The 15,662-nt window shown below is 39.1% G+C and carries 16 protein-coding genes and 1 pseudogene; all 17 read right to left on the bottom strand.

All coding sequences use genetic code 11. The features are described 5' to 3' along the window. A pseudogene (locus tag P4V41_RS12010) lies at window positions 1-188 on the bottom strand (aspartate kinase); the annotation flags it as partial. Window positions 189-209: 21 nt separating this feature from the next. Further along, window positions 210-1,253 (bottom strand): aspartate-semialdehyde dehydrogenase, encoded by a 1,044-nt coding sequence (asd, locus tag P4V41_RS12015; RefSeq protein ID WP_328085126.1) that lies wholly within the window; start codon window positions 1,251-1,253, stop codon window positions 210-212. A 153-nt stretch (window positions 1,254-1,406) separates the two neighbouring features. Beyond that, window positions 1,407-2,000, bottom strand: coding sequence for a dipicolinate synthase subunit B (gene dpaB, locus P4V41_RS12020; protein ID WP_328085127.1), 594 nt, complete (start codon window positions 1,998-2,000; stop codon window positions 1,407-1,409). A 5-nt stretch (window positions 2,001-2,005) separates the two neighbouring features. Further along, complete coding sequence (gene dpaA / locus P4V41_RS12025; RefSeq protein WP_328085129.1) at window positions 2,006-2,896, bottom strand: dipicolinic acid synthetase subunit A; 891 nt, start codon at window positions 2,894-2,896, stop codon at window positions 2,006-2,008. Between the two features lie 305 nt (window positions 2,897-3,201). Continuing rightward, entirely contained in the window at window positions 3,202-4,443 is a 1,242-nt protein-coding gene (locus P4V41_RS12030; protein WP_328085130.1) for a pitrilysin family protein, read from the bottom strand. Window positions 4,444-4,519: 76 nt separating this feature from the next. After that, complete coding sequence (locus tag P4V41_RS12035) at window positions 4,520-5,494, bottom strand: polysaccharide deacetylase family protein (RefSeq protein ID WP_328085132.1); 975 nt, start codon at window positions 5,492-5,494, stop codon at window positions 4,520-4,522. Between the two features lie 166 nt (window positions 5,495-5,660). After that, window positions 5,661-7,775, bottom strand: coding sequence for a polyribonucleotide nucleotidyltransferase (gene pnp, locus P4V41_RS12040; RefSeq protein ID WP_328085134.1), 2,115 nt, complete (start codon window positions 7,773-7,775; stop codon window positions 5,661-5,663). Between the two features lie 193 nt (window positions 7,776-7,968). Next, a complete protein-coding gene (gene rpsO, locus P4V41_RS12045; RefSeq protein ID WP_066240919.1) occupies window positions 7,969-8,238 on the bottom strand; it encodes a 30S ribosomal protein S15 in 270 nt (89 codons plus the stop codon). Window positions 8,239-8,377: 139 nt separating this feature from the next. Further along, a complete protein-coding gene (locus tag P4V41_RS12050) occupies window positions 8,378-9,316 on the bottom strand; it encodes a riboflavin biosynthesis protein RibF (RefSeq protein WP_328085138.1) in 939 nt (312 codons plus the stop codon). A 24-nt stretch (window positions 9,317-9,340) separates the two neighbouring features. Next, window positions 9,341-10,252: a tRNA pseudouridine(55) synthase TruB gene (gene truB / locus P4V41_RS12055; RefSeq protein ID WP_328085139.1), complete on the bottom strand. Its 912-nt coding sequence runs from the start codon at window positions 10,250-10,252 to the stop codon at window positions 9,341-9,343. An 81-nt stretch (window positions 10,253-10,333) separates the two neighbouring features. After that, a complete protein-coding gene (gene rbfA, locus P4V41_RS12060) occupies window positions 10,334-10,717 on the bottom strand; it encodes a 30S ribosome-binding factor RbfA (protein WP_198767069.1) in 384 nt (127 codons plus the stop codon). A 31-nt stretch (window positions 10,718-10,748) separates the two neighbouring features. Beyond that, window positions 10,749-11,027, bottom strand: coding sequence for a DUF503 domain-containing protein (locus P4V41_RS12065; protein WP_328085140.1), 279 nt, complete (start codon window positions 11,025-11,027; stop codon window positions 10,749-10,751). Beyond that, entirely contained in the window at window positions 11,024-13,315 is a 2,292-nt protein-coding gene (gene infB / locus P4V41_RS12070; RefSeq protein ID WP_328085141.1) for a translation initiation factor IF-2, read from the bottom strand. The genes P4V41_RS12065 and infB overlap by 4 nt, the downstream gene beginning before the upstream one ends. Window positions 13,316-13,330: 15 nt before the next feature. After that, window positions 13,331-13,636 (bottom strand): YlxQ family RNA-binding protein, encoded by a 306-nt coding sequence (locus P4V41_RS12075; RefSeq protein ID WP_328085142.1) that lies wholly within the window; start codon window positions 13,634-13,636, stop codon window positions 13,331-13,333. Continuing rightward, on the bottom strand, window positions 13,633-13,899 hold the full coding sequence (gene rnpM, locus P4V41_RS12080; protein WP_197127751.1) for an RNase P modulator RnpM: 267 nt from the start codon (window positions 13,897-13,899) through the stop codon (window positions 13,633-13,635). Before rnpM ends, P4V41_RS12075 begins: the two co-directional genes overlap by 4 nt. A gap of 20 nt (window positions 13,900-13,919) precedes the next feature. Continuing rightward, window positions 13,920-15,023: a transcription termination factor NusA gene (nusA, locus tag P4V41_RS12085; RefSeq protein WP_328085145.1), complete on the bottom strand. Its 1,104-nt coding sequence runs from the start codon at window positions 15,021-15,023 to the stop codon at window positions 13,920-13,922. A 19-nt stretch (window positions 15,024-15,042) separates the two neighbouring features. Continuing rightward, window positions 15,043-15,513, bottom strand: a complete 471-nt coding sequence (rimP, locus tag P4V41_RS12090) for a ribosome maturation factor RimP (protein ID WP_197127750.1) — start codon at window positions 15,511-15,513, stop codon at window positions 15,043-15,045. Window positions 15,514-15,662 lie beyond the last annotated feature (149 nt).

Genomic DNA, 15,662 nt, shown 5'->3' on the forward strand with positions numbered 1-15,662 from the left:
TTTTTATCTCCTACAAGGCTCAATAAAGTATCCGTAGCGTAAGGATCACCGAAACGTCCCATTGCTGAAACCACACAAACCACTTTATAGCCTTCATCTACAGCTTTTTTAATGTGACGGATCGCTTCGACGCGTCCTGTATCATCTTTTAAAGAAGTTCCCCCAAATTTTTGCACGATTATCTTCATGAATGCACCTTCTTTGTAAAATTAAAGCAGATTTAATTTAATTAAGCTCTCTGCGATTTGTACTGAATTATATGCAGCACCTTTAAGTAAGTTATCTGACACGACCCACATATGATACGCGTTATCACGGTCTAAGTCTTTACGTATTCGCCCTACAAAAACATCAGGCAGGCCAGCTGCTAACGCAGGCATAGGATAGATCTGTTCTTCAGGCTGATCTTGAAGTGTAATACCAGGAGCTGTATTTAATAGTTCTCTGATTTCTTGAACAGAAGGGTTTCCATTCTCGAACTCTGCATATAAAGATTCTGAGTGTCCTGTTTCAACAGGTAATCGTACACATGTTGCAGCAATCTCTAAATTTTCTAAATGCATGATCTTCTTTGTTTCGTTCATCATCTTTAGCTCTTCAAATGTATAGCCGTTCTCTTCAAATTTATCAATTTGTGGAACTGCGTTAAAAGCGATCTGATAGTGCTTTTTGTCTGAAGCACAAGGCATGATAGAAGCCTCGAAAGATTCATCGTTTAAAATCGCTCTTGATTGTTCTTTTAATTCCTCAACTGCTTTAGCTCCAGCTCCTGAAACAGCTTGATAAGTAGAAACAATTACTTTTTTAAGCCCGAACTTTTCGTGAAGAGGCTGAAGAGCTACAACCATCTGAATCGTTGAACAGTTCGGATTTGCAATAATTCCGTTATGTTTTAATAGATCTTGTTCGTTAACTTCAGGTACAACGAGTGGTACGTTCGGATCCATCCTGAATGCGCTCGTGTTGTCTACAACGATCGCGCCTCTCTTTACCGCTTCGTGTGCAAGAGCCTTGGAAACTGAACCTCCAGCAGAGAACAAAGCAAGATCTACACCTTCAAATGCTTCTGGTGTTGCTTCTTGAATCGTATGAGATTCCCCATTATATGAGATGACCTGTCCTGCAGATCTTTTGCTAGCAAGAAGAGAAAGTTTCTTTATTGGAAAATTTTTTTCACTTAACGTGTTTAACATCTGCTGGCCAACTGCGCCAGTTGCTCCTACTACAGCTACATGAAATGATTTTTGGCTCATACTTTATTAACTCCTTTATTGTTTAAGGTAAGCAATCTACAACAGAAGGAGAAACTCAAAGTTTTAGTTTCTCCTAGTTAATCCATATAATTTATCATATTTTATCATAAACTTTGAGGTTATGAACGGATTTTCTTCTGTTGATTCAATCTATTACCCTAAATCTCTTACCCTAATAACGGGCTGGAGCTGTTTGCCTTGAATGGCTAGTTCAATCGTCTCAATAAGGGTATCCATATGAGCCACTAATGAATTCTGCTTTTTGACTGGATCATCTTGGCTAAACGGAATAAAATAAATATTTTTTGTCGCCATCAACCTCATAATGTTCACACCGTTCAATCCAAGACCATCGTTTGTAGATATCCCTAGAACAACCGGTTTTTGGTTTCGAAGTGTTGCTTTAGCCCCCATTAATACAGGAGAATCCGTCATAGCATTAGCAAATTTACTTATCGAGTTTCCTGTTAACGGAGCAATTACCATACAATCAAGTGGTGTTTTCGGTCCATATGGCTCAGCCTTTACGATGGAGTCAACTGGTTCATTTCCAGTGATCTGTTTAATCTTTTCCACCCATTCTCCTTCTGTTCCAAAACGTGTAGAGGTGTGCCCTACGGTATGTGTAAAGAATGGAGAAACATTCGCTCCGAGCTCCACAAGCTTTTGAATCTGTGGAAACACGGCATCATACGTACAGTGAGATCCTGTTAAGCCAAAACCGATATGCTTACCTTTAAAATCCATAATAATTACCCCTTCCGCTTAAATTCATTGATTAAGAGCTGCGAAAGTACGTTTGCAACAATCTTACCGGCTGTTTTAGGAGCTACAATTCCTGGCAGCCCAGGTGCAAGAAGTGCTTTAATCCCTCTTTTTTCTGCATACCTAAAATCAGTTCCTCCAGGCTTTGAAGCCAGATCAACAACTAGTGTATGTGAAGGAAATTTTGAGATCACATCTGCATTAACAATCTGTGTAGGAATCGTATTGATACAAACATCCGTTTCATAGACTTCATTTTTCAAATTATCTAAATGAAACGGAATCATCCCCATTTCTGAGATCCTCGCCATATGTTCAGATTTTCTTGCACCCACTTTTACGTGCGCTCCTAATGCTTGGAATGTTCTTGCTACACTCATTCCTACACGTCCAAAACCTAAGACTACCGTATTCGATTGATGGATAGTGATATCTGTATGTTGGATGACCATCATGATCGTTCCTTCAACAGTAGGAATGCTGTTATAGATCGCAACATCGTCTCTTTCAAACAACTTCGTCAGTTTTCTGTTAGTGTTTGAAGTAATACCATCTAAATAAGGGTTACTGATGCCTGAAAATACTTGGCAATGATCTTTCGTCCTTTTAAGGTGGTCTTCTGTAAGGATCATTTTTTTATTAGAGAAAATGGTATCGATCTCCCCTTGCAGCCCTGTTCCACTCACAGGAAGAATGATACTGTCTAACTTTGAGAAATCTACTTCATCTAAATTCATTTTTGAAGCACCAGTGAATCCGTGATCAAGTTGGTCATAACCGATAAGTGTAAGTATCGCATCCAGTTCTGTTAGTTTTCGAATAACCTCTAACTGTCTCGCATCGCCGCCAAAAACAGCGATATGCAAATCCGTTAACATTCTTTCTCCCCTTTCTCCGTTGTTCCTTTTTTTGCAGGGGATTGCTATCCATGTTCATCATCATATGAACACCCCGCCTATCTGGTTACAGAAAAGACATTCTGCACAACGGCACAACTGATATTTAATCATCGTTTTTAAAACGCTAAATAACACGATCATAAGCTTTCAATCAACACCATTATATTCATGAGCAACTCCTATGTTTGGGGCATTTTATGAAACGTTAAGCCCATTTTTAAAAAAGGATTTCTAAAAAACGCAAAAAAACCCGGATGAATTCCGGGTTTTGTAATGAGTATATGCTATTGTAGTCCTTTTGGAAGTTCTCCATTTGGACTGACAAGTGATGCTGAGCATCCTTCACTAAATATAGCTTGAATTAACGTGTCCACATCGACTTTTGACACTTTATCAATCGATTCCACCATATCATCAAGGGTACGGTGGTAACCTAAGATGAGCTCATGTTTACCATTACGGCTCATTCTACTATTGGTGCTCTCAAGACTCAGCATTAAGTTTCCTTTTATCTGTTCTTTAGAGTTCTTTAACTCTTTGTCAGTAATTCCGTTCTCTTTTAAATCATCTACTATATTTAAGATCGTATTATACAGCTCATCTAGTTGATGTGGAGCTGTTCCTCCATAAATAGTAAAGATTCCATTATCCTGAAACGCTGAATGGTAAGAGAACACAGAATAAGCTAACCCCTTCTGCTCTCTTACTTCTTGGAACAAGCGACTAGACATGCTTGATCCAAAAATGTTATTGAGGATAATCAAACTATAGCTGCGTTTATCTTTAAGAGAAAGTCCAGGGAAGCCAAGACATAGATGTGCTTGTTCTGTTTCTTTTTTACGAGAAAGTTTCTCTGGATGAAAAACAGGAGTTTCAATTTGAGGTTTGATAACTCCGCTTGTTTTGTAGTCACCGAACCATTTCTCTACTTCCTTAATGAACGATTCATCGACGTTTCCTGCGACAGAAATCACTACTTCTTCAGGAACATAATGAGTATCCATATAATCTCGAAGTGTATTCCCAGTAAACGTGTTCAATGTTTCTTCCGTTCCTAGAATTGGAAACCCGAGTTCATGGTTTTGAAAGCTAGCTCGACTTAGCATATCATGAACAATATCATCAGGTGTATCTTCATACATTTTAATTTCTTCTAGGACAACATTCTTTTCTTTGGATAACTCACCTTCATCGAAAGTAGAGTTAAAAAACATATCTGCTAGTACTTCTAAAGCATACGGTGAGTGTGTATCAAGAACTTTAGCATAATAACAAGTGTATTCTTTTGAAGTAAAAGCATTCACTTGTCCACCGATGCTATCAAAAGATTCGGCAATTTCTCGTGCAGTTCTCGTCTTTGTTCCTTTAAAGAACATGTGCTCCAGAAAATGCGAGATTCCGTTGTTTTTTGTGTTTTCAAATCTTGAACCTGTGCCGATCCATACACCGATCGCTACAGAACGTACGGTTGGAATGTTCTCCAGAACTATTCGCACGCCGTTTGAGCATGTATATCTATTAATCAAACTTGTTTCCCCCTAGCTGTCAGTTGTTCCATTAATCATAGGAACAATATACCATTATCATAACACGTACACAACTTTACTTGATGGTTTTAGGTACTAATCTCTTTTCATCCATCAAGTCTGACACCGTTCCAATACTGTATCCTTTTTCTTTTATTCCTTTAATTAGTTTATCTAAACCAGCAGACGATGATTCCGTTGGGTGCATCAAAATCATTGCACCAGGATGTAATTTACTAAGGACTCTGTTAACCATTTCATCAGGATTAGGTTTTCTCCAATCGATCGTATCAACCGTCCAAAGAATTGTTTTCATATCCATCTCTGAGGCAATTTGTACAACGTCGTTTCGAAAACTTCCACTTGGCGGAGCAAACCATTTTGGATGGATGTCTAGTGTTGCATGTATCACTTCATTGGTCTGTTTGAGTTCCTCTGTAATCCTTGAATTAGTCATCTTTTTTAAATCCGGATGGGAGTATGCGTGATTACCGATCTCATGTTTTTCTTCTGCAATCATTTTTGCGAGCGAAGGGTTCTTCTTCACCCATGAACCATCTAGAAAATAAGTTGACTTCACATTATTTTTTTTCATCGTCTGAAGCATACCAGGCAGATACTCATTTCCCCAAGCAACGTTCACTAACAGCGTAACCATAGGTTTTTCTGGGTTACCTCTATAGATCGGTGACGCAGGAAGGTTTTCAAGATGAACGCTTGGATTTATTTGTTTAATCACAAGTTTATTCTCATCAAATTTATTCGCTTTTTTCATCGCTTTAAAGGATGCTTCCATATCAACAACAATACCATTATAACCGGGAGTGGCTTTCCAGACTGGATCGATCTCTGCATTTTTAGGAGGGCGATTTAGCTCCTTCGCTTTCTCTTTGATCTGTTGATAGATTGAATTCGACTCCATCTGTGAAACGGCTGTGCTCTGAGCCTTCAAACTTTCGATATAGGTGCTTGTAAATGGGTTATGCAACGAAAACGCTATTGAAGTGATAACCAATACTACTAATGACCATTGAAGAATTTTATTTTTCACGTAAACTCCCTCCCTGTAACCAAAGTATGTACGAGTTGGACAGGTTAGAACGCTTAAACAACCTTCAAAGATGATCATTCTATTCAAACAACATGTAAAATATACAAATAAAAGACTGACCAATAGGATAAGAAGTATCCATTGGTCAGTCTTTTTAATTACTTTATTAAACGTTTTGCTGCTGTTCGCTCTTTGCTTTTTCTTCTTTCAGTACAACTTTGCGAGATAAGTTAACGCGACCTTGGTTATCGATCTCCATAACTTTAACCATGATTTCGTCACCAAGCTTCACAACATCTTCTACTTTTCCTACACGTTCTTCAGCGAGTTCAGAGATGTGAACAAGTCCATCCTTACCACTGAATAGTTCTACGAACGCACCAAACTTTTCGATACGTTTTACTTTACCCATGTAGTACTCTCCTACTTGAACTTCACGAACGATATCTTCAATGATTTTCTTCGCTTTTTTGTTCATAGCTTCGTCAGTTGAAGCGATGAAGACTGTACCATCTTGCTCGATATCAATCTTAACACCAGTTTCTTCAATGATCTTGTTGATGATCTTCCCACTTGGCCCGATTACATCACGGATTTTATCCGGATTGATCTTCATCGTTAAGATCTTAGGAGCATATTGAGAAAGTTGTGTACGAGATTCTGAAAGTGTCGCAAGCATAGACTTTAGAATGATCATACGCCCTTCTTTTGCTTGTGTTAAAGCTTCTTGAAGGATTTCACGATTAATACCTGAAATCTTAATGTCCATTTGAAGAGCAGTGATACCGTTTGGTGTACCTGCTACTTTAAAGTCCATATCTCCAAGATGATCTTCCATGCCTTGAATATCCGTTAACACTGTTACGTCTTCACCGTCAGAGATCAGACCCATCGCAATACCAGCTACAGGAGCTTTGATCGGTACACCAGCATCCATCAATGCAAGCGTACTTGCACAAATACTTGCTTGTGATGTTGAACCATTTGACTCTAATACTTCTGAAACGAGACGGATCGTGTATGGGAATTCTTCTTCATTCGGAATAACTTGCTCTAAAGCACGCTCACCTAGAGCACCATGTCCGATCTCACGTCTACCTGGTCCGCGCATGAACCCAGTTTCACCTACACTGAATGGAGGGAAGTTGTATTGATGCATGAATCGTTTTGACTCTTCCACACCAAGACCATCAAGAACTTGAACATCGCCAAGTGCTCCTAACGTACAGATGCTAAGTGCTTGAGTTTGCCCACGTGTAAATAGACCTGAACCATGAGTTCTTGCTAGAATACCTACTTTAGAAGAAAGTTGACGAATCTCATCCGTTTTTCTTCCGTCTGGACGAACTTTCTCCTTAAGGATCAAGCGCCTCACTTCTTCTTTGATGAGTTTATGTAAAACCTCTTTTGCTTCACTGGCTTTATCTTCATCTTCTTCATAGCGAGAAGCGACGTTTGCACTTACTGCGTCTAAAGCTTCCTGACGTGCGTGCTTTTCCACGACTTTAACAGCTTCTTTTACATCATTACCAACAAATTCACGTACTTCTTGCTCGATATCTTTATCCAGCTCATGAAGAACAACTTCCATCTTTTCTTTACCGATTTCAGCAACGATTTGTTCTTGGAAAGCGATTAACTTTTTGATTTCTTCATGACCAAACATGATCGCTTCAAGCATCACTTCTTCAGAAACTTCTTCTGCACCAGCTTCAACCATGTTGATCGCATGTTTAGTACCCGCAACAATCAGTTGAATATCACTTTTTTCGTTTTGTTCAACAGTTGGATTGATCACAAATTCGCCTTCGATTCGACCAACAGTAACACCAGCTATCGGTCCTTCAAAAGGAATATCAGAAATAGACAACGCAAGTGATGATCCGATCATTGCAGCCATTTCTGAAGAACAGTTTTGATCCACACTCATTACTGTGCTGACAACTTGTACTTCGTTACGGAAACCATCTGCGAATAAAGGACGGATAGGACGGTCGATCAAACGACTCGCTAATACCGCTTTTTCACTTGGACGTCCTTCACGTTTAATAAAACCACCTGGGATTTTACCTACTGCATATAAACGCTCTTCGTAGTTTACTGTCAGCGGAAAGAAACTAAGATTTTTAGGCTGTTTTGATGCAACAGCTGTTGAAAGTACTGCAGTATCACCATATCTGACCATTACAGCACCGTTCGCTTGTTTTGCTAATTCTCCAATTTCGAACGTAAGCGTTCTACCCGCCCAGTCCATTGTAAACGTTCTTTTTTGTTGATCCATTTTACTTGGTACTCCTCTCAACACTTAGAAAAATCCTATCATATTATGGTTCTATTATATCCTAACGTAGTCCTTCCTAAAAAGAAAAACTCGAAAGAATTTACTCATACATACCAAGAATAACATGTTTATTGCCGTTTATGGATGAATGCTTGCAATAAAAAAAGCGGGAAATATATCCCGCTTTGCTGGATTAACGACGTAATCCAAGTCTTCCGATCAATTCGCGGTAACGCGTGATGTCCTTGTTACGTAGGTACGTTAACAAGTTACGACGCTTACCAACCATTTTCAATAGACCACGACGTGAGTGGTGATCTTTCTTGTGTGTACGCAAGTGATCATTCAACTCATTGATTTGTTCAGTAAGGATAGCGATTTGAACTTCTGGAGATCCAGTGTCCGTATCATGTACCTTATACTCGCTGATTAGTTCGTTCTTACGCTCTTGAGTAATAGCCATCCTTTTCACCTCCTTAATTATAGAAACACCAATTACCGAGCAAACGTCGGTGACTCGATTTGCCAAGCAATGGTTATGTGCACATTAAAATGTACAGTTATTATCATAGACTTTTTATAGAATAATTGCAAGTTTTTTATTATAGGGATTGCTTGATTTCATATGTTTTGCTTTTATCTTCATGAAGCTGGGCGATAAGCTCGTCAATTCCACTAAATTTTTTCTCGTCACGAATCCTTTTCAACCAAGTAATTCGAACATCTTCACCGTATATTTCATTGTTGAAGTCAAAAATATGAACTTCAAGAGAAGGTTTTTTTTGATCGTCTTTAAATGTAGGTTTATACCCTACATTTGCCATCGCTAAATAACTTTTGTTATCGATGGAAACCTCTACTGCGTAAACTCCTACTTTTGGCAAAGAATATTGATCGGTGTCAAGGTTCGCAGTCGGAAACCCGATTGTACGACCTCGCTTATCACCATGAATCACTGTGCCGTTAAGTTTATATCTTCTACCCAGATAGGACTCAATCTCATCGACCAGTCCTTCTTTTAGATAGTTTCGAATCAATGTGGAACTTATCTTTTGACCATCTTTTTCTATCTTTTCAATAACAGTCTGCCCAAATTGTCCGTTAGACTCTTTTACTAAAGTTTCAACGTTTCCTTTTCCATACTTTCCATACGAAAAATCAAAACCGGTAACAACATGGACTACATGAAGTCCAATCACATACTGATCAACAAACTCCTTCGTTTCTAGACCGGCAAAAACATGATCAAATTTCACAAGATAAAATCTCTCTACACCCATCTCCTCTAGAATCTTCTTCTTCTCTTCTAAAGGTGTGATATATGTCCAATTTTGATCACTTTTGCCTAATACGACAGACGGATGAGGGTGAAAGCTCATTACAGCAGGAATAGCGTTGTTCTTCTTAGCAAGTTCTACTGCTGTGTTAATCACCCGTTGGTGCCCTACATGAATTCCATCAAAATAACCTAGCGCCAATACAGCTGGTGGCAGGTCATCTTGTTGAAAATGATGTGGATGACTTATAACAATCGTTTCCAAAAACTCACCTACTAACTTCTTTCGTTAATCAATGGCTAACACTTTAACAGGTTTTATTAAACCTGGTTTTGAAGGATGAATCTCATAAATGGCTAGACATTTTCCATCTTCATTATATACACCAAACGGGCTTTGTACCAAATCATTTGGTGCTTCAAGCACAGAACCATTTTTTATCTTGAACAACAGATCTTCAGTAACTGTCCATTTTGGAAAGTGAGAGATTCCTTTTTCAAGAGGAAACAGATAATCTTCTAAAGGCGTCTCACCGCTTTCAAGCTGCTCAAACGTCACACAGTCTTCGATCGAGAACGGCCCTGATGCTGTTCTGATCAAAGATGACATATGTGCTGGATATCCAAGTCTCTCACCGATCTCAACAGCAAGGGTCCTTACATATGTACCTTTGGAACATCTTACACGGAAAGAAAATACAGGGTCCTCTTTGTGCAAAGTATCACCATCAGCTAGGAGCTCAAGTTCATAGATGGTTACGTTCCGCTTTGGACGTTCAACAGTCATTCCTTGTCGTGCATATTCATAAAGTTTTTTCCCGTTAACTTTTACAGCTGAATACATGGGAGGAACTTGTTCAATTTCTCCAGTCAACGCTTTTAGGATGTCTTTGACCACAGAGAATGAAATATCAGCGTCAACGTGTTTCTCTTTAACTTTTTCCCCATGAGCATCTTCTGTTTCTGTAGAAAATCCTAAAGTTACTTCTCCGATATACTCTTTGCCATAGTCCGACATGTACTCTGCTACTTTAGTTGCTCTACCAATACATATGGGGAGAACTCCAGTAACTTCAGGATCTAATGTCCCTGTATGACCCACTTTTTTTGTCGAGAAGATTCTGCGGATCTTTGCTACACAGTCATGAGAAGTCATACCAGCAGGTTTTTTCAATGCTAAAATTCCTTGTCTTGCAGTCATAAACGAATTCTCCTTGTATCACTTTATCTCTTTTTAAATCAAAAAATGGATAGACAATATGAATTGCCTATCCATTTGCTATTATGGTTTCGGATGCTCTTCGTTTTCTTCGTCTTCTTCATCATCACGTTTGATATCAGATAAAAGACTTTCGATCTTGCTTCCATAATTTAAAGATTCATCAAATTTAAAAAAGATGTCTGGTGTTTTACGCATGCGGATTCGTTTCCCAATTTCTGTACGAATAAAACCTGTTGCTTTCGCTAAGCTTCGTAATGTTTGTTCCTTTTGATCGGCATCACCAAATACAGAAACATATACCGTAGCCTGCTGTAAATCACCTGTTACATCTACCGCCGTAACAGTCACAAAACCTACGCGGGGGTCTTTGATTTTTCGGCCTATAATGTCACTAAGCTCTTTTTTCATCTGTTCCCCAATACGATTGGAACGGATTGTGCCCATTTTTACTACACCCCGTTTCTTACCACTTGCGTTACAGCCACTCAATGTTTGATCGTGTAACTTCCAACTCAGTAATAGATGTAATGATCGCAAGTGCTCTTTGCAATTCTTTTTCTGCTATTATTTTGTCCGAAGAAACGGTAACCATACTTATCTCTGCGCGCTGCCACAAATCTTGATGACCTGTTTCAGATACAGCTATATTTAAACGTTGACGTAGCCGGTGTACCGCTTTTTGAACAACTGAACGTTTATCCTTTAACGACTGTGCTTCATATATGAAAAACTCAACCGTTAAGAACCCGATCATTTCACTTTAATTTCTTCCATGATGTAAGCTTCAATGATGTCGCCTTCTTTAATATCATTGAACTTTTCTAACGTGATCCCACATTCGTATCCAGCTGAAACTTCTTTAGCATCATCTTTAAATCGTTTAAGTGCATCGATCTTACCTTCGTATGATACAACACCGTCACGAATCAAGCGAACTGTGGAATCTCTTGTGATTTTACCTTCAGTAACGTAACATCCAGCGATCGTACCCACTTTAGAAACTTTGAAAGTCGTACGAACTTCAACTTGCCCGATAACTTTTTCTTCAAATTCCGGATCAAGCATCCCTTTCATTGCTGATTCGATCTCTTCGATTACGTTGTAGATAATTCTATGCAGACGAACATCTACTTTTTCAGCGTCAGCCGTACGTTTCGCACCATTATCAGGGCGAACGTTGAAACCAATCACGATCGCGTTTGAAGCTGAAGCAAGCATGATATCATACTCGTTGATCGCTCCAACACCTGAGTGGATGATTTTAACTTTTACGCCTTCAACATCGATTTTTTGTAATGATCCTGCAAGTGCCTCTACAGAACCTTGAACATCACCTTTGATGATGACGTTAATTTCTTTGATGTCACCCTCTTTAATCTGATTAAAGAGGTCATCAAGATTTAGTTTAGAAGACTCTTTACGCTGTGCATCCTGCTGTTTTTTGAAGCGAGATTCACCAACTTGACGAGCTTTTTTCTCATCAGCGAAGACCATGAACTGATCTCCAGCTTGTGGAACATCATTCAATCCAGTAATTTCAACTGGCGTTGAAGGTCCTACCGTTTTAACTCTGCGGCCAAGATCGTTCACCATCGCACGAACACGACCATATGTGTGTCCAACTACGATTGGATCTCCAACGTTTAACGTACCCGATTGAACAAGAAGAGTTGCTACAGATCCACGGCCCTTATCAAGCTGTGCTTCAATTACAGTCCCAATTGCAGTACGGTTTGGATTTGCTTTTAATTCTTCAACTTCAGAAACAAGGTTGATCATTTCAAGCAGGTCGTCAATTCCGTCACCTTTAATCGCAGATACGTTTACGAAGATCGTGTCTCCACCCCAAGCTTCAGAAACAAGTCCGTGCTCAGTTAGTTCTTGCATAACACGATCTGGGTTAGCAGATTCTTTATCCATTTTGTTTACAGCTACGATGATTGGAACTTCAGCAGCTTTTGCGTGGTTGATCGCTTCTACTGTTTGAGGCATTACACCGTCATCAGCAGCTACAACAAGAATCGTGATATCTGTTACTTGGGCTCCACGCGCACGCATAGTTGTAAACGCAGCATGTCCAGGAGTATCTAGGAAAGTAATCTGTTTTCCATTGTTCGTAATCTGATAGGCACCGATGTGCTGTGTAATACCACCAGCTTCGCCTGCAGTTACCTTCGTATTACGAATCGCATCAAGTAGTGTTGTTTTACCGTGGTCAACGTGACCCATGATCGTAACAACTGGTGGACGAACTTGAAGATCCTTTTCATCATCAACGATTTCGTAGTTTTCAAATTCAGTCTCGTCTACGATGATCTCTTCTTCTACTTCTACATCATAGTCAGCTGCGATTAATTCAATCGCTTCTTTATCAAGCTCTTGATTGATCGTTGCCATGATTCCAAGACCCATTAACTTTTTAATGATCTCCGAAGTATCTTTGTTCAACTTTTTAGCAAGTTCCCCTACTTGAAGTGATTCAGTGAAAGTAATCTTACTTGGCGTTTCAAGAACTTTCTTCTGAGGAGCTTGTTGTTGTTGGTTTCCGCCACTTCTGTTTTGCTTGTTGCGGTTGTTATTGTTCTTGTTGTTATTTCTATTGTTGTTTTGGTTTCTATTGTTATTATTCTTGTTGTTTGAATGATTGCTATTGCTCTTGTTTTGATTATTGTTGCTAGATTTATTTTGATTATTTTGGCTGTTATTCGTGGACTTTTGTCCTTTAGCTTGTGACGAGTTATTGTTCTCTTTTTTTATTTTCATATTACTCTCTTTTTGAACTTCCTTTTTATTAGATTTGGTGTCATTACCAGGGTTGCTATGTTTCACATCTGATTTAGGGAGTTGATTTTGATTTGTTGCTTTTGGTTGATCTTTGTTCGTCTTCGGACGATAGGCTTCATCCAATTTTTTAAGAGCTGCCTGATCAATCATAGACATATGATTCGCAACGTGGACATCCATCGTTTTTAGCTTTTCAATAATGTCTTTACTTTGAACATTTTTCTGTTTCGCATATTCGTATACGCGGATTTTACTCATATGTTCACCCCCGAGTTAGTGATCAAGAAGTTCCTTTAATTTCTTAGAAAACCCTTGATCATTTACAGCAACTACAACTCGTTGCTCCTTACCAATAGCCCTACCTAAAATATTGCGATCTTCTATCCAAGCAAGATCTATTTTGTAAAAGAGGCATTTATCGGTAACTTTTTTCTTTGTATTATCAGAAGCATCTTTTGATAGCAGAACAATTTTAGCGTTTTGCTTTTGGATGCTTTTCACAACTAGTTCTTCGCCGGAAATGACTTTACCGGCTCGAGCTGCTATTCCAAGAAAGTTTGCCCAAGGAGTTGGTTTCAAGATGTATGACTTCCTTTTTCTAGCTGTTCAAATAGATCAGCTGGAATCTTTGTTTTGAGATGTGACTCAAGAACCTTTTTCTTTTTTGCTTGTTCAATACAAGCTGGTTCATGACAAAGGTAGGCTCCTCTTCCGGATTTCTTCCCTGTTGTGTCGACAGAGACTTCTCCTTCTGGTGAGCGGACAATACGTGTTAATTCTTTTTTAGCCTTCATCTCTTGACAGGCTACGCATTTTCTCATCGGAATTTTACGTGTTTTCATTGTCTCCACCTCGTCTTTTCTTACTCTTCATCCTCATCAGTATCTTCAAAAAAATCACTTTGAGCGTTTGATGGATCGTACACACCTGACTCTATTGCTTCTGTTTCACTTTTAATATCAATCTTCCAACCTGTTAACTTTGCAGCTAGACGAGCATTCTGGCCTCTTTTACCAATCGCTAATGAAAGCTGATAGTCTGGAACGATAACTGTAGTCATCTTTTCTTCTTCATTCACTTGTACTTCTAATACTTTTGCTGGACTAAGTGAATTCGCTACATATACAACAGGATCTTCACTCCATCGAACGATATCAATCTTTTCACCGTTCAATTCGTTTACAATTGTTTGAACACGTGCACCTTTTTGTCCGACACATGAACCAACCGGATCTACCTCTGGATCAGCAGCATGAACGGCAATCTTTGAACGGTCACCCGCTTCACGAGCAATCGATTTAATCTCGACCGTACCATCATAAATCTCTGGTACTTCAAGCTCGAATAAACGTTTTAAAAGACCTGGGTGAGTTCGTGATACTAAAATTTGAGGACCTTTTGTCGTCTTTTCAACTTTAGTGATGTAAACTTTGATGCGGTCGTTCGTTGTATGAGATTCCCCAGGCATCTGTTCAGCAGCAGGAAGAAGAGCTTCCACTCTGCCTAAGCTAACGTACATATAACGGTGGTCTTGACGCTGAACAATTCCCGTGATGATATCTTCTTCACGATCAATAAATTCTGAGAAGATGATCCCACGCTCTGCTTCACGTACGCGCTGTGTTACTACTTGTTTAGCTGTTTGAGCAGCAATACGACCAAAATCTTTTGGTGTAACTTCTTCTTCTACGATATCTTCTAATTCATAGCCAGGGTTGATTGCTTGAGCTTCAGCCACTGAAATCTCTTGACGATCGTCCTCAACTTCTTCAACCACATTTTTTCTTGAAAAAACACGTATACTTCCTGTGTCTCTGTTAAAATCAACACGAACATTTTGCGCTTGATGAAAATTGCGCTTGTACGCAGAAATAAGGGCTGCTTCAATCGCTTCAATAATTACTTCTTTACTAATCCCTTTTTCTTTTTCTAACAATGTAAGTGCATCCAAAAGCTCGGTACTCATTTTTCTTCTCCCCTCTTCATTAAAAAACAACCGCAAGACGGGCGTTGGCCACTTTAGCATAAGGTAACTCTACCTTTTTCACTTGCGTTTTCACTCTAATTTCCATGAACAGCGTTTCACCGTCAAAGTCTTTTAAAAGTCCTTCATATACTTTTTCGCCGTTTAAAGGCTCATAAAGTTTAATGTTTACATTTTTGCCAATAGCATTTTTTACATCTTCAGGTTTTTTTAGCGGTCTTTCAACACCTGGAGAAGATACTTCTAAAAAGTAGGGCTGTTCGATCGGATCAAGTTCATCTAATTTTTCACTTAATTGTTCACTGACAGTCCCGCATTCCTCGATATCAATCCCATCTGTGGAATCGATATATACACGGAGAAACCAGTTTTTACCCTCTTTAACAAATTCAACGTCAACAAGTTCAAGTCCTAGTTTTTCAACGATTGGGGTTACAAGCTCTGTTGTGAGCTCTGTAATCTTCTGACTCATTGCTGCCCTCCTTCTTACTGAATGACCTCAAAACGTAACGAAAGAGTGGGGAGCCCCACTCTTTCGCCGACAGTTATTCATTCAACAGTATTTCCAAAAATACTATACCATAACCAATAAAATACTGCAACTTATCAAGCCTTCAGAAA

This window comes from Fictibacillus nanhaiensis (assembly GCF_036213205.1).
In the GTDB taxonomy this organism is placed as follows: Bacteria; Bacillota; Bacilli; order Bacillales; family Fictibacillaceae; genus Fictibacillus; species Fictibacillus nanhaiensis_E.